Raw genomic sequence first — 18,589 nt, forward strand, 5'->3', positions numbered from 1 at the left:
CTTGCATCACGGCATACCCGCTGACGCCTTCCGGGCGCCTTCCGCTGAATACTCGGAGCCGCCGTTTTTTCGGCGCAGGTAAGCGGGTTGGAATTTGAAGATCTGAAGGGCGGCATTGATGGGTTCATCGTTGGTCGTGTCGGTGGTGAGCCACGGACATGGCGCTCATATACAGAGGCTGCTTGAATGCCTGGGGTCGGCGCGCCTTGCGCCGATGTCCCGCGTGGTGCTGACGCTCAATATTCCCGAACCGGAGCCCCTGGCTCCAGCGACCGGCTGGCCTTTTGTCCTGGAGATCCGGCGCAATGCGCAACCCCTGGGTTTTGGCTGCAACCACAACCGGGCGCTGGCGAATGCCCGGGAGGCGTTTGTCTGCGTGATCAATCCTGACGTGTACTGGGGAGCGCAGGAAGAGCCGCTGCAAGAGCTTCTGGCGCTGGCGGCCCGGCCGGGGTTGGCCCTGGCCTATCCCCCGCAGATCGGCGAAGACGGCACGCTGCAGGATTTCGAGCGGGAGCTGCCATCTTTCTGGAATTTGCTGCGACGCAAGCTGCACGGGCGTGTGGAGCAGCGTGTGGAATGGGTCAATGCGGCTTGCCTGGTGCTGGGTCGGGATAGCTGGATGCGGCTGCGTGGGTTTGATGAAGGTTTCTATATGTATTGTGAGGATGTGGATCTGTGCCTTCGCCTGCGGGTGCTGGGCGGAGAGCTTCGGCGCGGTGAGTTGCCTGTCGTCCATGCAGGTCAGAGGGCGAGCCGGCGCAGCCTGCGCCATGGCGCATGGCACGTGGCCAGCCTGCTGCGGCTGTGGAGCCGTCCGGCCTACCGCAAGGCCCGAGCCCTGCCGCAGGCAGCGCCCTCGCTGCGCAGTCTGCACGGGGAGCCATCGTGATCTGGATGGCGGTATTGGCCTTCATGGTGTCTTGCACCGGCTGTGCACTGCTGGTGCGCTGGGCCGGGCGGTACGCGAAGAGTTCCTACGGTTACGACAAGCCGCAGCGTTTCCATGTGGGAGAGGTGCCACGGCTGGGCGGCGTGCCCATGTACCTCGGACTGGCTGTCTCCTGGGGGGTGGGCACCTGGCTGAGCATGCGCGGAGATCCTTCCTCGCTGCGCATGCAGTTGTGGGTTGTCGTGTGCCTGGCCGCCATGCTGCCGGCCGTGGTCGGGGGGATCATCGAGGATGTATCGCAGCGCCTGAGCGTGCGTTACCGGCTGGTGCTCACCCTGCTGAGCGCCGTGCTGGCGGTTTTGCTGTGCGGCCTCACCGTGCCCCGGCTCGGCTGGCCCTGGCTGGAACAGGCACTGGGTCCGGCCATGCCCTGGCTGGGCATGGGCCTGGCCGTGCTGGCCCTGACGGGCCTGCCCCATGCCTTCAACATCATCGACGGCTACAACGGGCTGGCCGGCATGGTGGCCACCATCATCTGCCTGGCGCTGGCCCACGTGGCACTGCAGGTGGGGGACCGGACCCTGGCCGCCATGCTGGTGACGCTGGCCGCCGCCACCTGCGGCTTCCTGGTCTGGAACTACCCGCGCGGCATGATGTTTGCAGGTGATGGCGGGGCCTATGTCTGGGGGCTGGCGATTGCCCTGGCCAGCATTGCCCTGGTGCAGCGCAATTCCGCAGTCTCGCCATGGTTTCCCATGCTGCTGCTGATCTATCCGGTCTGGGAGACGGTGTTTTCCATTTACCGCAAGCTGATGCGCGGCATGTCGCCGGGCATGGCGGATGCGCTGCATTTCCACCAGTTGATCTACCGGCGCATCGTGCGCGGCGTGTTCGACGACGATCTGGCACGGCGCATGCTGCGTCGCAATAACCGGACTTCGCCCTACCTGTGGGCGTTCACGCTGCTGACCGTGGTGCCGGCATTGCTGTTTTGGAGCAACACGCCCGTTCTGGTGGGTTTTTGCCTGCTGTTCGTGGTCAGCTATGTGATCGCCTATCTGGCCATCGTGCGCTTCAAGCTGCCGGGCTGGATGCAGAACAATGGATGATGGCCGGGCGCCAGTGGGCGTTCCGTCATCCGGGCATGCAACACTGCCGCGCAGTTGCGGCACAATGCCCGCCTTGTTGTTGACTACTTCCACGCCCCCGGGCTAGCACCATGAACGATATCCTCTCGATTGCCCCCCGCGACAAGGCCGAAATCCTCGCCCAGGCCCTGCCCTATATCCGCAAGTTCCATGGCAAGACCATGGTCATCAAGTATGGCGGCAACGCCATGACCGATCCGGCCCTGCAGGCCGACTTCGCGGAAGACGTGGTGCTGCTGAAGTTGGTGGGCATGAATCCGGTGGTGGTGCATGGCGGCGGGCCGCAAATCGAGACGGCCCTCAACCGCCTGGGCAAGAAGGGCGAGTTCATCCAGGGCATGCGCGTGACCGACGCGGAAACCATGGAAGTCGTGGAATGGGTGCTGGCCGGCGAGGTGCAGCAGGACATCGTGGGCCTGATCCACCAGGCCGGTGGCAAGGCCGTGGGCCTGACAGGGCGCGATGGTGGCCTGATCCGCGCACGCAAGCTCAAGATGGTCGACAACAAGGATCCGAACATCGAGTACGACGTGGGCCAGGTGGGCGATATCGTCTCCATCGACCCCAGCGTGGTGCGCGCGCTGCAGGATGACGCCTTCATCCCCGTGATCAGCCCCATCGGCTTTGGCGAGGAAAACGAGAGCTACAACATCAACGCCGACGTGGTCGCCAGCAAGCTCGCCACCGTGCTGCAGGCCGAAAAGCTGGTGCTGCTGACCAACACTCCCGGCGTGCTGGACAAGGCCGGCAGCCTGCTGACCGACCTCACGGCACGCGAGATCGACGCCCTGTTCGCCGACGGCACCATCTCGGGCGGCATGCTGCCCAAGATCAGCGGCGCCCTGGATGCCGCCAAGGCCGGCGTCAACGCCGTGCACATCATCGACGGCCGCGTGCCGCATGCCATGCTGCTGGAAATCCTGACCGACCAGGCCTATGGCACCATGATCCGCAGCCATTGAGGCCCGATGGCGCGGACTTTGCGGTTCGCGTTACCATCGCGCATGGCCCGGGCGTGGTCTGACGGCCTGGGCCGGTTTGCTGCAAGCCGCCTTTGGGCGGCTTTTGTTTTTTAGGTTTGATATGCGTTTGCTTCTTGTGGAAGACGATGTGATGGTGGCCAGCGGCATCAAGCTGGGGCTGTCCGATGCGGGCTATGCCGTGGACTGGGTCGGCAGTGCCGAGCGCGCCCTGGAGGTGCTGGCCCAGGAAGCCTTCGACCTGGCCGTGATCGACATCGGCCTGCCGGGCATCGACGGGCTGGAGCTCACACGCCGCCTGCGCAGCAGCGCCGTCGAGAGCTCGGCCATGCCCGTGCTGATCCTGACGGCGCGCGATGCGCTGCAGGACCGCGTGCAGGGCCTGGACCAGGGCGCCGACGACTACATGGTCAAGCCCTTCGAGCTTCCCGAGCTGCTCGCCCGGCTGCGTGCGCTGCTGCGCCGCTCGCAGGCAGCCACATCGGCCGTCCTCAGCTTCGGTCCCATCGAGCTGGACACGGCAGGCCGCCGCGCCGGCGCACGCCAGCCTGCGCAAGACGATGAGAGCGAGGGAAAACTGCTGCCCATCGACCTGGGTCCGCGCGAATGGACCGTGCTGGAATACCTGCTGATCCACGCGCCCAAGCCCGCCAGCAAGGACAAGCTGCTGCAGGCGCTCACGGGCTGGGACCGCGAGATCACGCCCAATGCGGTCGAGGTCTATGTCTCTCGCCTGCGCAGCAAGCTGGAGCCGCATGGCGTGGCACTTCGTTCCATCCGGGGCTTCGGCTATCGGCTGGAACTCTCGCATACCGCAGCCTGATGCGTACATGGCGCATGGCCCCAGGCGCTGACCGCCCATGACAGCCAATCTGCGCCTTCGCCTGCTGGTGCTGCTGGTGGTGCCGCTGACGCTGCTGGCACTGATGGGCGGCTGGTTCGGCTATCGCTCGGCAGACGAGGCCTCCACCCAGCATGACCAGCGCCTTCTGCGCCTGCTGCCTGCGCTGGCCGATTCGGTGCTGGCGCCGTCGATCGCCGAGGGAACGCCGCCCCTGGTGGCGCTGACGCCCGCCATCGAGGACGTCTTGCGCCAGCGCGGCGACGACGTCGGATATGCCATAGGTGACCTGCAGGGCCATGTCGTTGCCGGCGATACCTGGATCCGCTTCGACGTGCCTTCCACGCCGCTGGCCGAGTTCCACAGCCAGGAGCATGACGGCCTGACCTACCGCGTGGCCGTCATGCGCGCCGAGACCTATGGTGCCGGTGAAATGGTGCTAGTGCTGGCCGACGGTGGCGATGTGCGCCAGCAATGGGTGCGCCAGTTGCTGCTGCATGTGCTGCTGCCCAGCGTGCTGCTGATTGCGGGTGCCGGCATCGCCATCTACTGGTCGGTCAGCCGGGCTTTCCGGCCGCTTCTGACCCTGACCCAGGCGGTGGAACGGCGCTCGCCGCGCGACCTCAGTCCCATCTCGGAGCACAGCTCGCCGGCCGAAGTCCGTCCGCTGGTGCGCTCGCTCAACCGATTGTTTGCACTGGTCAACGCCCAGGCCGAAGGCCAGCGGCGCTTTGTGGCCGATGCGGCCCATCAACTGCGCACGCCGCTGGCGGCCTTGCAGGCCCAGGTCGAGGCCTGGGCACTGAGCGCGCAGGCTGCCCAGGCCGAGGCGAGGCGCAAGGGCACCGAGGCCCAGGTGGTGCTCAGCGTGACGCAGATCGAGCAGTTGCGCGACGCCACGCGGCGCACCTCGCAGCTGGCCCGCCAGTTGCTGGCGCTGTCACGTGCCGACGCCCGCAATGCCGAAGTCCAGCCGCTGCAGAAGGTGGACCTCAAGGACCTGTGCGAAAGCATGCTGGAAATGTTTTTCGACCAGGCCAGCGCCAAGGGGCTGGACTTCGGCCTTGACGTGGCGGCCGCCAGTGTCTGGGGCCACAGCTGGCTGCTGCGCGAACTGGTTTCCAACCTCGTGGACAACGCCATCAAGTACACGCCGCCCGGCGGCAGCGTCACGCTGCGCTGCGGCATGTACCATGGCGCGGCACAGTCTGCGGATGAGCCGCAAGGCTGGGCCTTCCTGGAGATCGAGGACGACGGCCCCGGTGTGCCCGAGGCCGAGCGCTCGCAGATCACGCAGCGCTTTTACCGCGCGCAGGGCGCGGCCGGCGACGGCACGGGGCTGGGATTGGCCATTGCCGAAGAAATCGCCCTGCTGCACCAGGGCACTCTGGCTTTCGGTGCCGCAGCGCAGGGCAAGGGCCTGCTGGTACGCTTGGAGCTTCCATTGCAAATGCCGGCCATGCTCTCGGAAACAATAGCAGCGCAAGCAACAGGCAAGCGATCCTGACGGTTGCGCTCATGGGGACAGCTTTGTGCGGAGTTGCCGCCGAGGGCTGTGAGAGAATTACTTACAAATAGTTGATCTGCTTATGTCCGAGTCTGAAGTTCTGTCGCCTTTATCCGCTCCTGGCGCTGATGTCGTTTCCGACGAAGCCGCCTCCGCTTCCGCCCCTACGCCTGCGCGCAAACGCCCCAAACCCGGGGAGCGGCGTGAGCAGATCCTGCAGGCGCTTGCGGCCATGCTGGAGAAACCGGGCGCAGAACGCATCACCACGGCAGCGCTGGCGGCCCATCTGGGCGTCAGCGAGGCGGCCCTGTACCGCCACTTCGCCAGCAAGGCACAGATGTTCGAAGGACTGATCGAGTTCATCGAGCAATCCGTCTTCACGCTGGTGCAGCAGATCGTCGGGCGGGATGTGCCGGAGGAAGAGCGGCCCGCAGTGGACGGAATGCGCCAGGCCAGCCGCGTGATCTCCCTGGTGCTGCAGTTCGGCGAGCGCAACCCCGGCATGGTGCGCGTCATGGTGGGCGATGCCATCGTCTTCGAGCACGAGCGCCTGCAGGCCCGCATGAACCAGTTCTTCGACCGCATCGAATCCACGCTGCGCCAGTGCCTGCGCCCCGCCGCCGGTGCGCTGGGCTCTTCCGCCCCGACGGTCGATGCACAGGTGGCCGCCAGCGTGCTGACATCGTTCGCGCTGGGCCGCCTGCAGCGCTACGCGCGCTCGGGTTTCCGCCGCCTGCCGACCGAGCATCTGGAAGCCAGCCTGGCCTTGATGGTCTGAACGTGGCCCAGCGGACCTCAGGGTCCGCTTTGCAGCAAAGCCACCCGCTTGCGCCGGTGGCTTTTTTGCGACCAGGGCCTTGCTTCTTCGCGGTGGCAGTGTTCAGCCGGCAAGATTGCGCCGTCGCCTGGCCGGTGCTGTCACGCCCAGCGCCGCAACGATGCGCCCCACCTGGCCTTCCGTAATCCCATGCTCGGCAGCCAGTTGCCGGGCCGTTTTGTCCGTGGCGTAGTCTGCAGCGATGCGCTGGTTGCGCACTGCCTGCAGTGCACGCGCTGCCCTGGGCAGCTGGAAGTGGGGCAGGCCTCCATACTCACGAGCGAGCTGGAGCAAGGCTGGCACGCCGATGGTGGCCGCATAGGGATGCTCGGCTGTGACCTTGTCCGGCGTGGGAACGTAGATGCGCAGTCCACCCCAGCGCTGCACCAGGGCCATCGTGGGCTGCAGCCCGATCAGGCGCTCGAAGTCCTGCAGCAGGGGCGGAAGCAGATCGCTGCAAGTGCCATGGTGCGGGTGCGAGGCGGCTGACGCGGGCGTTTGCATGCCGATGGCGGGAGGCAGGGCAGCAGGCCGAAAGCCCTGGAAGGCGGGTGCCGGATGGTGTTCGGAATGCATTTTGGCTGTACGCTCTTGGTTCAAAAGGAAACGGTTCAATTTGAACCACATTCTTGGTCCATAACGAACCACTGTCAAGATTCGCCATGCCTGCAAAACCTGTGACTGATGCGCTTACATCCAACGTTGATGAGGTACTGGCGCGCATGGCTGAAGCCTTGGGACCCGACTGGATGGCGGGCATGGAGGTTCAGCCTGAAACGGTGCGGACCTGGCGCAAGCGCGGCGAAGTGCCCGCACGGCAACTGCTGCGGGCCTCGCAGCGAGCGGGCCGGCCGCTGGAGTATTTCAACGGCACGGGTGCAGCGAAGCCTGGGGCCCGGCATGGCGGGGCGGCCGAAGACGAGTTCACGCAGATCGAGATGCTCGATGCGCACGTCAGCGCAGGGCATGGGGCCGTCAACGGCCCCGACGAGGTGATAGGCCGCTTCGCCTTCCGTTCGTCCTGGCTGCAGTCCAAAGGACTGGGCAGGCACAACGCCAAGATCGTGCGTGCCCGTGGAAGATCCATGGCGGACCGCATCAACGATGGCGACATCCTGCTGGTCAACACTTCGGTCGATACGCTGACCCAGGATGGTGTCTATGTGATCGAGCTGGAGGGTGAGAACTACGTCAAGCTGCTGGAGCGCGACTTCAGCACGGGCGGTGTGCGCATCGTCAGCTACAACCCCGCCTATCCGCCCCAGGTTCTGGAAGGCGAAGCGGCCAACCGGCTGCGCATCTGCGGCCGGGTTCTCTGGCACGGCGGAGAACTCTAGCCCCCGGGCCGTGCCGCCCGGCACCGCTCCAGAGACTTTGCCGCAGGCCTGAGGCCAGCCTGCGCGCTTCCGTCTTCTCCCAGCCTTTCTCGTCCTCCTCTTTCGTGCATCCGTGCCTGCCCGAGCGGCAGGACGTTTGCGCTTGCCTGGCCGTTGGGATGTGCCGGGCCAAGGCACATGTGCCTGGCATCCAGATCTGCTGCGCCTGAGAAGGCGCGCTCCTGTGGACGCTGAAACCGGGCCTGCATATGCAGGCCTTATTCATTTTTGCCTGCCTCGGCACAGTCACTCCATCGCAACGACGCATCTTTTTCTGCGTCTCCCACGGAGTGACCCATGTACGCCATCGCACAACTGTTCCTGCTCTTTGCCGCCCATCTGCGGCCCATCGTGGCCGAGGCTGCGGCGAGCGTGGCAGCGGCCTTTCCGGTGCTGCGCTCATGAATGCACTGGCCCAGCATCGCAACGCCATCGTGGCCGTCCTGGCCTCGGTGCCGCAGATCGGCGTTGTGCAGGAGCGCGAACGCCATGCCGCCAGCGATGCCGAGCTGGCCGCCCTGTTCACGTACACGCCGCCTGCAGCAGGCACGGCCCATGTCCGCGGCTGGTGGCTGCGCAGAAGCAGCACGGCCGAGCACGGCAGCAGCACGGCCCGCACGGTAAGCGTGCACCAATGGACGCTGCATGGCTACCTGGCCATCGCCGACACCCAGGCCAGCGAACTGCTGCTGGACGACCTGGTCGAGCAGTTCCGCGCCCTGGTGCGAGCCGATCCGACCCTGGGCGGCGCGTGCCAGCCCGGTCCCCTGGCAGGCAGCGACGACAGCACCGATGGCGTGCAGGTCCTGCGTGCCGAGCCTGCGGATTTCGCGGGAGTGCGTTGCCACTCCGTTGTCCTGCAACTGAGAACCTGGAGCTACCTGTGACCTGCACACCCCCAAACCGGGCCTAGACCGGATACCCGCAACTTTCCCGCAACCCCTGTGGTCCGCGGCGCTGGAGAACGGCGCCAAAGGCCGCGAAACCTCTCCTCATCTCTTCAAAGGATTTTCCAAATGGCAGCAAAGATCATGCGCAAGATGGCCCTCCTGGCCCTGGTTGAAACCGTTGTCGGCACGGCCGTCGTGCCGCTGGCGGCCAATGCCATGCTGGTCAGCGACGTGACCCTCACCCCCATCGAGGGCGACGTGGTCGAGCGCAACAACATCCGTCCCTTCTTCGGCTCCAGCGGCAGCACCCTGGTCACCGAATACCAGAAGGTGGCGTTCTCCGTGGAATTCGCGGGTGTGGCCGCAGCGGGTGAGCGTCCCGGCGTGACCGACCTGTTGCGTGCGTGTGCCGCCAGCGCCAGCACCGAGACTGGCGTGAAGACGGTCTTCTCTCCCGTGACCGACGGCATCCAGAGCGTGACCATCTACGGCAACGTGGACGGTACCCTCTACAAGATGCATGGTGCACGCGGCGAGGTGGAGTTCAGCACCGATGCCAAGGCCATTCCCAAGTGGAAGTTCGAGTTCACGGGCTCCTTTGTCCCCGCAGTGGATGAGGCCCTGCCGGCAGTGGACTACAGCGACTTCGTCGCTCCCCTGGGCGTCAACAAGACCAACACCCAACTGACCCTCGACGGCCTGGCGGTGGCCTGCAGCGCCTTCAGCTTCAAGTGCGGCAACCAGGTGGTCAAGCGCGACCTGATGAACGTGGACACCGTGGAAATCACGGACCGCAAGTCCACGGGCAGCGTCACCTTCGAGAACACCAGCGTGGCCACCAAGGACTGGATTGGCCTGGCGCGCGCCAGCGCCATCGTGCCCGTCACGCTCAAGCATGGCCCCGGCGCCACCAACACCGTCAGTTTCAAGAGCGCGCGCGCCCAGATCGGCAAGCCGACCTACAGCGACAGCGATGGCGTGCAGATGATCACCATCCCCCTGTCGTTCATTCCCTCCGACGCGGGCAACGACGAGTGGTCCATCGAGATCTGACGCCGTACCTCCCTGCCTGACAACTACACATCCAAGGATCACCATGGCCGTCAAGATTTCCGGGCTCAAGCCCACCATCTCCGTTCCCGCAACGCTGTACCTGCCCGTCGATGAGGGCAGGTTCGGAGCCCATCACTTTGCCGTCGTGTTCAAGCGCCTGGGCAAGGCGCGGCGCGACGAGATCAATGAACTCATCGTCGTCGGCAAGCCCGCCACGCAGCCCGATGGCTCGCAGGAGGTACGGCGCATGACCATCCCTGAACTGCTCGACGAAGTGGTTGTGGGCTGGGAGGGGATGCTGGGCGACGAAGGAACACCCGTGCCCTACAGCCGCGACGAACGCCTGGCGGCCGAGGAGTCCTACCCGGGACTGGAGCAGGCCATGGCCGTTGCCTGGTTCGACGGACTCAACGTGCACCAGCGGGATGCCGCCACAAAAAACTCCGTGGCGCTGTCCGGCATCACCTCGGCCTCGACGGCGCAGACCGCTATCTCGTAGACGACGAGCTGCGCGCCCAGTGCGCGCAGATGGGGATCGACCCCGACCGGATGGTGCCTGGCGATCTTCAACGCCAGCACCCCGAGGACTACGAACTGTGGCCGGAGCATGCGATGGCCTGGAGCGTGTACCTCGGCTGCTCCACCCAGTGGCGCAGGACGGCCACGCCCTGGGGCCAGTGGCACTGGGACGGGCTTGATTACGCCGGGGCCGAGATCGTGATGCGCCGCTACGCGGTGCCCGCCGCGCAGCGCGGCGAGGTTTTCGCGCAATTGCAGGTACTGGAGGCGCAGGCGCTGCGCCAGCTCAACCGGGGCTGAGGCATAGGGGCCTCGGCTCCGGCCTTTCAAGACAAACACAAGCGGTCAAGCATACCGAACAGAGATCAGCATGAGTACAGCGGTCAAAAGCATAGGCATCGCCGAGACGCCCAGCCTGAGCGAGCTGCGTGCGCAGAATGCCCAGTTCTCCCAGGAGCTCGACAAACTCCACGGCAAGCTGCAGCAGGCGTATGCCGGCATGTCGCAGTTCGCAGGTGCCTCAACGGATACGGGGCTTGTATCGGCGCGTGCCAGCGTCGATGTCGAGAGCCTGTCTACTTCCATGGGCAAGATTGCCGGCCGGGCCAATGCCATGCTGGAGGTGGCGGGTTCGGCGGCCAAGGTGGGAGAGGCCCTCTACACGGCCAGTGCCCAGACAGAGAATCTGCGTACGCGGCTGGACCTTGCCACCGGGGGCAAGGGCGCGCAGGAACTGGCCTATGTCACGGCCCTGGCCGATCGGCTGGGCCTGCAGCTCAATGCCACCGGCCAGGCCTACGCCGACTTCGCCACCAAGGCGCGTGGTACGGCGCTGGAAGGCGCGCAGGTGCAGACCATCTTCACGGGGATTGCCTCGGCCAACGCGGCCATGGGCCTTTCCGTGGAGCAGGGCAATGCATCGTTGGCAGCCGTACTCGACCTGATGGGCAAGGGGACGATAGGCGCGTCGGACTTCAGCGAGAAACTGGGACATATCCCGGATGCGGCGCTGGTCGGCGCTCAGGCCCTGGGTGTGACACAAGAGCGGTTCTCCCAGATGCTGCAGACCGGCGAGGTCGTGACGCAGGACTTTCTGCCCCGTTTCTCGCAGGCGCTGCAAAGCTCCCTGGGAGAGGGGACGGACAAGGCGGCGGACAGGCTGGATGCCGGCACCCAACGCATGGCCAACGCCTGGGACAAGCTCAAGTCCGCCGTGGGAGATTCCGGCATCAGCCAGATGATCTCCTTTGGCATGAATGCAGCGGCCAACGACATGAACGCCTTTTCGGAGTCCATTTCGCGCGCGCGTGACAACGGGTCGGGCTTCCTGGGCCAGATCAGCAGCGGGCTGGGAAACATCGCCGGGCGCGCGGTGGGCTTGCAATACATCAGCACGGCCTTCCAGTCGAATGCGGAAAAGGCAGCCTATCTGGCCAAGGAGCTTCCGCGCGCCAGGGCTGAATTGGAGATGTTGCAGGCCAAGGGGGCAGCGACATCGCGCAACGTATGGGTGCGCACGGCCCATGACGATGCCCAGCGCCTGGTCGAAAAATTGCAGCAGGTGCAGCGCGAATTGATGGCGGCACAGGGCCAGCGCAATGCAGGCGGCGGCCGCGGGTTCATCAATCCGCCGCTGGTGGGACAGCCACAGCCGCAGGAGCAAAGCAAGAAAACCGACGCGCCTGCGCAGAAGAAAGAGCCGCCTGCGGTACCCCGCACCGTCAGCTACGCGCCACCGGCCGTGCCAGCCAGAACGCAGCAGGACAATGAGGAGCTCAAGCGCGATCAGGAACTGCAGAAAAGACAGCAGGAGGTGGCGCAGCTCGTCAAGGAGCACCAGACCAAGGCCGGACTGGCCGAAAAGAACCTGGAACTCGCCCGGCAGGAAACGCGCGCGATTGGCCTGACCGGTGAGGCGTTGGGACAACTGCGCCAGGAGCAGGTCGAGAAGACCATCGCGGAGCTGGAGGATAACGCGGCCGGGCAAGAGAGTGTCCGCTGCTCCAGGGAGGTCGCCGAGGCCGTTGGCAAAGAGGCCGAGGCCACGCGCGAACTCGCCCGGGTCAAGGGCTACAACGACTCGGCACGCATGGTGGCCGAGTATGCGCAAAGCGTGAAGGAGGCCAACGAGGCGACCCAGTTCGAGCAGTCCCTGGCCGCCATGTCGCAGCGCGATCGGGAGATCGCCCTGGCGCAGTACAGGATCGAGATAGATCTCCAGAAAAAGCTGCAGGACATCGCGGCCAAGAATCCCACGGACGCCGCAGCTGCCCAGAAGCTCAAGGAAGACGCCACGGCCGCTGCGAACCAGGCCAAGGCCAATGTCGCCGAGCGCACCCGCATGCAGGAAACCCAGAAGTCCGTTGACCAGATGGACGAGATGTTCCGCAAGGGCTTCGCAGACATGCTGGCCAACGGTACGGAAGGCTGGCGCACGTTCACCAAGAACCTGAGCGCGACGTTCAAGGCCACGGTGGCCGATGAGATGTACAAGGCGTTCGCGCGGCCGCTTGTCATGCCTGTGATAGCGCAACTGCAAGGATTCATCGGCAACCTTGGCGCGGCGCTGGGGCTCGGCGGGGCGGGTTCAGGCGGCTTGCTCGGGTTGGCCGGCAACGCAGGCAACTTTTTGTCTCTGGCTGGCAGCGGCGGAATGCTAGGCAGTCTGGCGGGAACCGTTGGGGGATGGCTTGGCTTCGGCGGTTCGACAGCAGCTGCATCAGGTCTTGGGTTGACCGCTGGAGGCGGTTTAGGCCTTACGGCTGGAGGCGGGCTGGGCTTGACTGCCTCCGGGGCAGGTGCGAGCTCCATCGGCGCTGGGCTGGGCTCCGGAACCGCGGGTAGCGCAATGGGGTTGGGCGCTGCGATGCCATGGATCGCTGGGGGCTTGGCACTGTATTCGTTGCTCAGCAGCGATGTTTTCGGCTCCCGCGGCCCCAACCACGCCGGTGCCGCCTACAGCACCGCTGGCGTCGGCAACGACAAGGCCGCCGAACAGCTGTTCGGCCGTGCGGCCGGAGACTGGTATGACGATCTGACGCAGCGCCACAGCGATGCCGTCGAAAAGCAGCTCAAGACCAGCCTGGATGGCCTGGCCTCGGTCTATGGGTCCCTCAGCAAATACGCGACGGGTAGCGCGCGCGGCATTGACTTGGTCGGCGGCTTTGCCGTCAACGGAAAGTACACCGACGAGGATGCCTACGGCTATGCCAAGATCATCGACAAGGTGACGGGCACAGTGCTGGCCGGCTTCGAAAACCGCTCGCTGGGCAACAACCCGGACGAGGCCTACAAGGCCTTCCTGGGCCAGACCGGTTCCCTGCTGGTGTCCGAACTCAAGAAGGCGGACCTGCCCAGCTGGATGCGCACCACGCTGGACTCGCTGGGCGAGGCACCCAATGTCGAGGCGTTGCAGGCCGCCTTCCAGACCATCGACCTGATCGGCCGCTCCTTCGAGGAACTGGGCAAGAAGATCACGGGCTTTGCCGACCTGACCGACCTGGCCTTCGAGTCCCTGATCAAGGCTTCGGGCGGCATCGAGGCGCTGAATGCCAACGCAGGCAGCTTCTACCAGAACTTCTACAGCGAGGATGAGCGCAAGACCATCGCCAAGCGCGAGATGGGCAGCAAGCTCAAGGACTTGGGCGTGGACATCGACCTGGATGCCGACGACGCCCAGGCCCGGTTCCGCAAGCTGGTGGAGGACAAGCTCAAGGCAGCCAACTCCGAGGAGGCGAATGCCAAGGTATTGAAGGACGCCATCTCGAAGGTTCAGGGCACGCAAGGCCTCAAGGACATGGCCAAGAATGGTGCCTTCAAGGACTTGATCGGCACCACCTTGGTAGAAGGTACGGGCGATATCGGAAAACTCACGGCCGACCTTGAAAATCTGGCAAACACCAGCGCGTCGCTGGCCGACTTCACTGCCGGCGTGGACAAGCTGGTCGGCACCCTTGGCGGTACCGGCAAGTCCTCGGCCGAGACCGTTGCCGAACTGCTCAAGCTCAACGACACGTTCAAGGCCGTTACCAAAACCTCCGAGGAGGCCGCAGCGGCTTCGGCCAAACAGGCGGAGGAAGCCAAGCGCAAGCAGGAGGAGCAGGCGCAGGAGGCGAGGAAGAAGAACGAGGCCGATACGGATGCGGCGTGGAGCCTGCTGCAGCGTTCCGTCGATGCGGAGCGCACCCTGGCTCAGGCGCGTCTGGATGCCGCCCGCGAGCAGGTCGAGCTTGCACGTGGCGTGGTGGACCTGGCGCGCGGTGCCGCACGTGATCTCTGGGGTGAGGTCGATACGGTTGCTGCAATGGATGCATCGTTGGCCGGACGGTTCATCCAGGATGCAGTCTCGGCTGTCCGAAATACCGGCTACCTGCCAGAGCAAAAAGCACTCGACGAAGCCATCACTGCGGCGCGCGATGGCCTTTCGCGCACGGCCTACGCCAGTCGTATCGATGAGGAGCGGGCAAGGCGAGCGCTGGCCGCAGATCTGGAACAACTCGGTGAGAAGGGGCAGGAGCAGCTGTCCGTGGCCGAACAGCAATTGGCGGCCGAAGAGACTTCCTTGGCGCGGTTGGATGAACTGATCCTTTCCGCCAAGCAGCAACTGGACGCTGCTCGTGGCATAGACATCAGCGTGCGCAGCGTCGATGAAGCGGTGCGTGATTTCCAGGCAAAGCTGCTGGAGGAGAAGAGCGGCGGAAAGTCCGGCCCTGGGGGAGGCGATGTGGCCGTACTGGGGCCTGGGGGGGCGCCTTCGCCTGGAGCGGGCCAGGATGCGCGTTACCGCCGGGCACGCACGGATGGTTCGGGTGGCACCTGGTATGAGCCAGTCACTGACAAGGATCGTGTAGCGCATCTGGACAAGTACAACGATGGCTACCACGCCTTCGACGGAACCGGGGACGCCAGCGGACTGAACCAATGGATCAAGGACAACAAGCTGACCGCCGCAGATCTGGCGGAGCTTTCCGGTCTTTATGAATCCGATTGGCGCAGGTGGTTCGAAGGCGCTGGCATTCCGGCCTTCGCGAAAGGTGGCCTGCACGGTGGTGGCTTGCGCATGGTGGGTGAAAGCGGTTGGGAGATCGAAGCCACCGGACCGGCGCGCCTTTGGAACCAGAGCCAACTGGGACAGGCGCTGATCGGTGGTGCGGATGCTGCTGGCACTCCCTTGCTTTTGGCCATCGAGCGCCTGATTCGCGCTATCGAACAGCAGGATCCTGCTTTGCAGGACATCAAACAGCATGTGCGCGATACGGCCGAGGTGCTGTTGCGTGTAACGCGTGGCGGCGTGGCCATGCAATCGGCTGGCGGCAGCGCCGTATTGGAGCTCTGATGCCAACGATCGATCAACTCGAGCAGGCGGCATCGTTGATGCCGGGCGACCTGACACTGCTGCGCCGGACGGGCCGCACGTATGCCATCGCTGCGGCGGTCATCGCCGGCCCGCAGGGACCGAAGGGTGATCCGGGCGCTGCGGGAGCAACAGGTCCGCGTGGGGCGACAGGTCCTCAAGGCGAGGCCGGCGTGCAAGGCCTGCAGGGGCAGCAAGGACTTCAGGGGCCTGCCGGGCCCAAGGGGGATGTGGGGGCTCAGGGACTTCAGGGGCCGCAGGGAGCAGCAGGACCCCAGGGTCTACCGGGCACGGCAGGTGCCAAGGGGGATGCCGGCGTTCCCGGACCCCAGGGCCCGGTGGCCATTCCAACCCTGGCGTGGGGTCGCGAATTGGCAAGAGCCGGCTATCTGCGCGAGGCCAATGGTGGCGTGCTTCAGCTCGGGGGGCGCTATGCCATCTGGACGGGTGGCGGCGCAATCACCATGCATCTGCCCAAGAAGAGCGAAGTTGCGCTCGGCGATTTCGTCGAGTTCACGAATCTTCACCTCACCTGGCCTGCGTCCGCGCAGTTCACTGTTGCCCGGCAGGAGTCGGGCACCTACATCCATGGCCACGACAGCCATCTCGTCTGCGACGTGGCCGTGGGTGGCTTTCGGCTGGTGTGCGTCTGGAAGGACGGCACCAACATCTGGTGGAACATCGTTTGAGGAAACCATGATAGTTGTCCCCCCCATGCCCATCACGGCGACTGGCCTGATCGACTGCAGTGTTCCGGAGGTGGATGCCTCTGCAGGCGAGAAACTGTGGTCGCCAACAACCCACTATGAACGTGGCGCGCAGGTTCTGCGGCTGGAGACGCAGATGCGCTATGAGAACAGCATTGCGGGAGTCGATGCGACGCCTCCCGAACAGGACTCCAGGCGCTGGATGCCCCTGCGTCCCAGCAATCGCTGGGCCATGTTCCGCCATCTCACGAACGATGCCACCGAAGCCGCTGCGACGTTGAGCTTCACCCTGCGCCCAGGCAAGCGCTTCGACACCCTGTTCATGCGGGGGGTACAGGCCGACAAGGTGGTGATGCAGGTCAAGTCCGCGGGCGTCGTCGTCGCCCAACGCGAGCGCAAGCTGAACGCGCGCGCCACGCGCACTTGGTCAGGCTATTTCTTTGGCGAATTTCCGCTGATTCCCACGGTTCTGATATCGGACCTGCCTCCATTCACCGGAGCGGAAATCGTGGTCACGCTGGTGCGTGCAGGTGGCCGCCCGGTACGTGTGGAGCATGCGGCACTAGGCATGAAGAGCTGGATTGGCGATGCGGAATGGGCGCCGCGCAATGACGCGCTGAATTTCTCGGTGGTCGATCGCGACAAGTACGGCGGCATCAAGTTGCAGCCTGTGCGTAGCGTTCCCACGCTCTCGGTCAAGGTCCGCATCCCCAAGGACAACGTCGATACCGCACTGCGCCTGCGCAGGGAACTGGATGCGGCCCCGGCACTGTGGGCTGCACTGGATGACGACACCACCGATGGATATGCCGAAGCCGCGTCGATCTTCGGCCCTTACCGGCGTTTTCCCATCGACCTCAACAACGCGAAAGACTCGTACAGCCAGATCGATTTGGAGTCCATGTAATGCCTATTGTCAAACCACCTCTGATTGCACAACTTCCCGTCGCTCCCTATGTCGGAGATCCCGATTTCGACGCGCATGCCGATGCCCTGCTGGGGCAGCTCGAATCGCATCGCCAGCAAATCAACGCCACGAACGATGCGACCTACACCAACGCCTTGCATGTGGAGGAGCGAGCCGGATCAGCCGAGGGCGCTGCGCGCGGTGCCTCGCAGTCCGAGGCCGCCGCCGCGCAAAGCGCCATAGCTGCTGCGGCAGCCGCTGGTGCCGTGAAATGGACTGCGGGCACAGCCTATGCGGAGGGCGCCGTGGTCTGGAGTCCGGCCAATGGCCTCAACTACCGCCGCAAGCTTGCCGGCAGCGGTGGCAATGACCCCAGCTCCGACGCCGCCAACTGGTGGGTGATGGGGGCGCCCATGTCGGCCCCCATCCAGCGCATCAGCTCCGACACGCTGGCACAGACACGCATGCATTACGTGATCGAAGCAGCACTCACGCTCACTTTGCCGGCAGCGCCCGCACTGAGCGATGTGGTCCAGATCACGGATCTGTCCGATTCGATGGCCGTGGCCATCCATCCCAACGGCGCTCTCATTCGCGGAGCGAGCGGCGTGATGACTCTCGATGTTCTGCGGGCAGCCGGCTCGCTTGTGTATTCCGGCTCAACGAAAGGATGGGTGTAAGAAATGCCGAATTTTTCTCAGCTTTTTGGGGGTAGTGGCGGGATTAAAAATGTTCAGCGTGGTGCTACATCTCCTGGCTCCACACAAGTTAATGTCACCATTTCTGCTGTTAATCCTGCAAAGGCATTTGTAAATATATTGACTTCACATTTCTTTCCTCAATATGAATCCAGGGTCAGTGTAAGGATATTAAACTCCACAACACTTGTGGTCGAATCGTATGTTATTACCAATACAACAACCTTTGCGCCAGCTATCGCCTGGGAAGTCGTGGAATTCAATTGAAAGGGCATGCAAAGATGTTTTATTACATGCAGATTGATGCAGATAATATCGGTAAATCACTGTTGCAATCTTCAGAAATTGTTGATTTGCCATACATGATTGCCCGACCAACATACGACGAGCATGAACTTGGAAAATACTGGGACGGAAATGATTTTTCTGCATTGGCCGGTGCAATGGAGTGGCCTCGACTTGTTGTCACAGGCATTGCATCAGATGTGCAAAATGGATTTGTGGCATCGTCGGATCTTACAGATATCACTGTGCCCGTCGGCGCAACCGTGACGTTCCATACTGAGCTATATCGTCAAGATTCGTTGCTAAAGCGTGATGAATCTTTTAGATCGCTTATCCGCAGCCGTGATGGCCGCGAGCGGGTTTTGAGAATGACGCTGGCTCAAGGGGCTATGACGTTCTCCATTCGGTTTGAAGACAGCCGCATATGGGAGCTGACCGAAGCAATGATTAACGCCGACCTCCCACCCGAACGCCGCATGCGGTTCAAGGGTATCAAGATGTTTGTCGTGGAGGCTTGACCCGCCCCAAGCAATGAAACCAAGCCGGCACCCGCCGGCTTTTTGCGCCAGCCCACAAGCTAGGTGTTTTCCCCCGCATGTCTTCGCCGCGACAAGCT

At 64.1% G+C, this 18,589-nt stretch carries 18 protein-coding genes; 17 read left to right on the forward strand and 1 reads right to left on the reverse strand.

Translation table 11 applies throughout. From position 1 onward, the window contains the following. Window positions 1-118: 118 nt before the first annotated feature. The 6 genes from LGR64_RS24350 (at window position 119) to slmA (ending at window position 6,146) form a co-directional block, all read left to right on the forward strand. A complete protein-coding gene (locus LGR64_RS24350; protein WP_013804212.1) occupies window positions 119-892 on the forward strand; it encodes a glycosyltransferase family 2 protein in 774 nt (257 codons plus the stop codon). 5 nt (window positions 893-897) lie between these two features. Next, window positions 898-2,001, forward strand: coding sequence for a glycosyltransferase family 4 protein (locus LGR64_RS24355; RefSeq protein WP_081816121.1), 1,104 nt, complete (start codon window positions 898-900; stop codon window positions 1,999-2,001). Window positions 2,002-2,111: 110 nt separating this feature from the next. Beyond that, complete coding sequence (argB, locus tag LGR64_RS24360) at window positions 2,112-3,002, forward strand: acetylglutamate kinase (RefSeq protein WP_012203251.1); 891 nt, start codon at window positions 2,112-2,114, stop codon at window positions 3,000-3,002. A gap of 121 nt (window positions 3,003-3,123) precedes the next feature. After that, window positions 3,124-3,843: a response regulator transcription factor gene (locus LGR64_RS24365; RefSeq protein ID WP_012203252.1), complete on the forward strand. Its 720-nt coding sequence runs from the start codon at window positions 3,124-3,126 to the stop codon at window positions 3,841-3,843. Between the two features lie 37 nt (window positions 3,844-3,880). Further along, on the forward strand, window positions 3,881-5,368 hold the full coding sequence (locus LGR64_RS24370; RefSeq protein ID WP_034390299.1) for a sensor histidine kinase: 1,488 nt from the start codon (window positions 3,881-3,883) through the stop codon (window positions 5,366-5,368). 82 nt (window positions 5,369-5,450) lie between these two features. Next, on the forward strand, window positions 5,451-6,146 hold the full coding sequence (slmA, locus tag LGR64_RS24375; protein WP_012203254.1) for a nucleoid occlusion factor SlmA: 696 nt from the start codon (window positions 5,451-5,453) through the stop codon (window positions 6,144-6,146). A 102-nt stretch (window positions 6,147-6,248) separates the two neighbouring features. Here the strand turns inward: slmA and LGR64_RS24380 are convergent, their stop codons facing one another. Then, window positions 6,249-6,761: a type II toxin-antitoxin system MqsR family toxin gene (locus LGR64_RS24380; RefSeq protein WP_141830366.1), complete on the reverse strand. Its 513-nt coding sequence runs from the start codon at window positions 6,759-6,761 to the stop codon at window positions 6,249-6,251. Window positions 6,762-6,907: 146 nt separating this feature from the next. On the opposite strand from LGR64_RS24380, the gene LGR64_RS24385 reads away from it, so the two are divergent. The 11 genes from LGR64_RS24385 (at window position 6,908) to LGR64_RS24435 (ending at window position 18,491) form a co-directional block, all read left to right on the forward strand. After that, the gene (locus LGR64_RS24385) at window positions 6,908-7,522 is read left to right on the forward strand and encodes a S24 family peptidase (RefSeq protein WP_013804208.1); all 615 of its coding nucleotides are present in this window, start codon (window positions 6,908-6,910) and stop codon (window positions 7,520-7,522) included. A 440-nt stretch (window positions 7,523-7,962) separates the two neighbouring features. After that, entirely contained in the window at window positions 7,963-8,448 is a 486-nt protein-coding gene (locus LGR64_RS24390) for a hypothetical protein (RefSeq protein ID WP_141830364.1), read from the forward strand. Window positions 8,449-8,577: 129 nt separating this feature from the next. Beyond that, complete coding sequence (locus tag LGR64_RS24395) at window positions 8,578-9,504, forward strand: phage tail tube protein (protein WP_012203258.1); 927 nt, start codon at window positions 8,578-8,580, stop codon at window positions 9,502-9,504. A 43-nt stretch (window positions 9,505-9,547) separates the two neighbouring features. Then, on the forward strand, window positions 9,548-10,003 hold the full coding sequence (locus LGR64_RS24400) for a hypothetical protein (RefSeq protein WP_034390304.1): 456 nt from the start codon (window positions 9,548-9,550) through the stop codon (window positions 10,001-10,003). Window positions 10,004-10,032: 29 nt separating this feature from the next. Beyond that, complete coding sequence (locus LGR64_RS24405) at window positions 10,033-10,323, forward strand: DUF1799 domain-containing protein (protein ID WP_012203260.1); 291 nt, start codon at window positions 10,033-10,035, stop codon at window positions 10,321-10,323. A 70-nt stretch (window positions 10,324-10,393) separates the two neighbouring features. Beyond that, window positions 10,394-15,358: a tape measure protein gene (locus LGR64_RS24410; RefSeq protein ID WP_141830362.1), complete on the forward strand. Its 4,965-nt coding sequence runs from the start codon at window positions 10,394-10,396 to the stop codon at window positions 15,356-15,358. Further along, window positions 15,358-16,065: a collagen-like protein gene (locus LGR64_RS24415; RefSeq protein ID WP_141830360.1), complete on the forward strand. Its 708-nt coding sequence runs from the start codon at window positions 15,358-15,360 to the stop codon at window positions 16,063-16,065. The genes LGR64_RS24410 and LGR64_RS24415 overlap by 1 nt, the downstream gene beginning before the upstream one ends. Window positions 16,066-16,090: 25 nt before the next feature. Continuing rightward, a complete protein-coding gene (locus LGR64_RS24420; protein ID WP_141830358.1) occupies window positions 16,091-16,990 on the forward strand; it encodes a hypothetical protein in 900 nt (299 codons plus the stop codon). Further along, window positions 16,990-17,670, forward strand: a complete 681-nt coding sequence (locus tag LGR64_RS24425) for a hypothetical protein (protein ID WP_141830355.1) — start codon at window positions 16,990-16,992, stop codon at window positions 17,668-17,670. The genes LGR64_RS24420 and LGR64_RS24425 overlap by 1 nt, the downstream gene beginning before the upstream one ends. Before the next feature lie 3 nt (window positions 17,671-17,673). Further along, window positions 17,674-17,955: a hypothetical protein gene (locus LGR64_RS24430; RefSeq protein WP_141830353.1), complete on the forward strand. Its 282-nt coding sequence runs from the start codon at window positions 17,674-17,676 to the stop codon at window positions 17,953-17,955. A 26-nt stretch (window positions 17,956-17,981) separates the two neighbouring features. Further along, on the forward strand, window positions 17,982-18,491 hold the full coding sequence (locus LGR64_RS24435; protein WP_139223823.1) for a hypothetical protein: 510 nt from the start codon (window positions 17,982-17,984) through the stop codon (window positions 18,489-18,491). Window positions 18,492-18,589 lie beyond the last annotated feature (98 nt).

It is taken from the genome of Delftia sp. Lp-1 (assembly GCF_020523835.1).
In the GTDB taxonomy this organism is placed as follows: domain Bacteria; phylum Pseudomonadota; class Gammaproteobacteria; order Burkholderiales; family Burkholderiaceae_C; genus Comamonas; species Comamonas acidovorans.

Excerpts from the sequence above, each read along its gene's own strand:
- LGR64_RS24425 (WP_141830355.1), top strand. The coding sequence starts at position 16,990 with ATGCCTATTGTCAAACCACCTCTGATTGCACAACTTCCCGTCGCTCCC.
- LGR64_RS24395 (WP_012203258.1), top strand. The coding sequence starts at position 8,578 with ATGGCAGCAAAGATCATGCGCAAGATGGCCCTCCTGGCCCTGGTTGAA.
- LGR64_RS24435 (WP_139223823.1), top strand. The coding sequence starts at position 17,982 with ATGCAGATTGATGCAGATAATATCGGTAAATCACTGTTGCAATCTTCA.
- LGR64_RS24415 (WP_141830360.1), top strand. The coding sequence starts at position 15,358 with ATGCCAACGATCGATCAACTCGAGCAGGCGGCATCGTTGATGCCGGGC.
- LGR64_RS24385 (WP_013804208.1), top strand. The coding sequence starts at position 6,908 with ATGGCTGAAGCCTTGGGACCCGACTGGATGGCGGGCATGGAGGTTCAG.
- LGR64_RS24420 (WP_141830358.1), top strand. The coding sequence starts at position 16,091 with ATGCCCATCACGGCGACTGGCCTGATCGACTGCAGTGTTCCGGAGGTG.
- LGR64_RS24380 (WP_141830366.1), bottom strand. The coding sequence starts at position 6,761 with ATGCATTCCGAACACCATCCGGCACCCGCCTTCCAGGGCTTTCGGCCT.
- LGR64_RS24405 (WP_012203260.1), top strand. The coding sequence starts at position 10,033 with ATGGGGATCGACCCCGACCGGATGGTGCCTGGCGATCTTCAACGCCAG.
- LGR64_RS24430 (WP_141830353.1), top strand. The coding sequence starts at position 17,674 with ATGCCGAATTTTTCTCAGCTTTTTGGGGGTAGTGGCGGGATTAAAAAT.
- LGR64_RS24390 (WP_141830364.1), top strand. The coding sequence starts at position 7,963 with ATGAATGCACTGGCCCAGCATCGCAACGCCATCGTGGCCGTCCTGGCC.
- LGR64_RS24370 (WP_034390299.1), top strand. The coding sequence starts at position 3,881 with ATGACAGCCAATCTGCGCCTTCGCCTGCTGGTGCTGCTGGTGGTGCCG.
- LGR64_RS24355 (WP_081816121.1), top strand. The coding sequence starts at position 898 with ATGGCGGTATTGGCCTTCATGGTGTCTTGCACCGGCTGTGCACTGCTG.
- LGR64_RS24350 (WP_013804212.1), top strand. The coding sequence starts at position 119 with ATGGGTTCATCGTTGGTCGTGTCGGTGGTGAGCCACGGACATGGCGCT.
- slmA (WP_012203254.1), top strand. The coding sequence starts at position 5,451 with ATGTCCGAGTCTGAAGTTCTGTCGCCTTTATCCGCTCCTGGCGCTGAT.
- LGR64_RS24400 (WP_034390304.1), top strand. The coding sequence starts at position 9,548 with ATGGCCGTCAAGATTTCCGGGCTCAAGCCCACCATCTCCGTTCCCGCA.
- argB (WP_012203251.1), top strand. The coding sequence starts at position 2,112 with ATGAACGATATCCTCTCGATTGCCCCCCGCGACAAGGCCGAAATCCTC.
- LGR64_RS24365 (WP_012203252.1), top strand. The coding sequence starts at position 3,124 with ATGCGTTTGCTTCTTGTGGAAGACGATGTGATGGTGGCCAGCGGCATC.
- LGR64_RS24410 (WP_141830362.1), top strand. The coding sequence starts at position 10,394 with ATGAGTACAGCGGTCAAAAGCATAGGCATCGCCGAGACGCCCAGCCTG.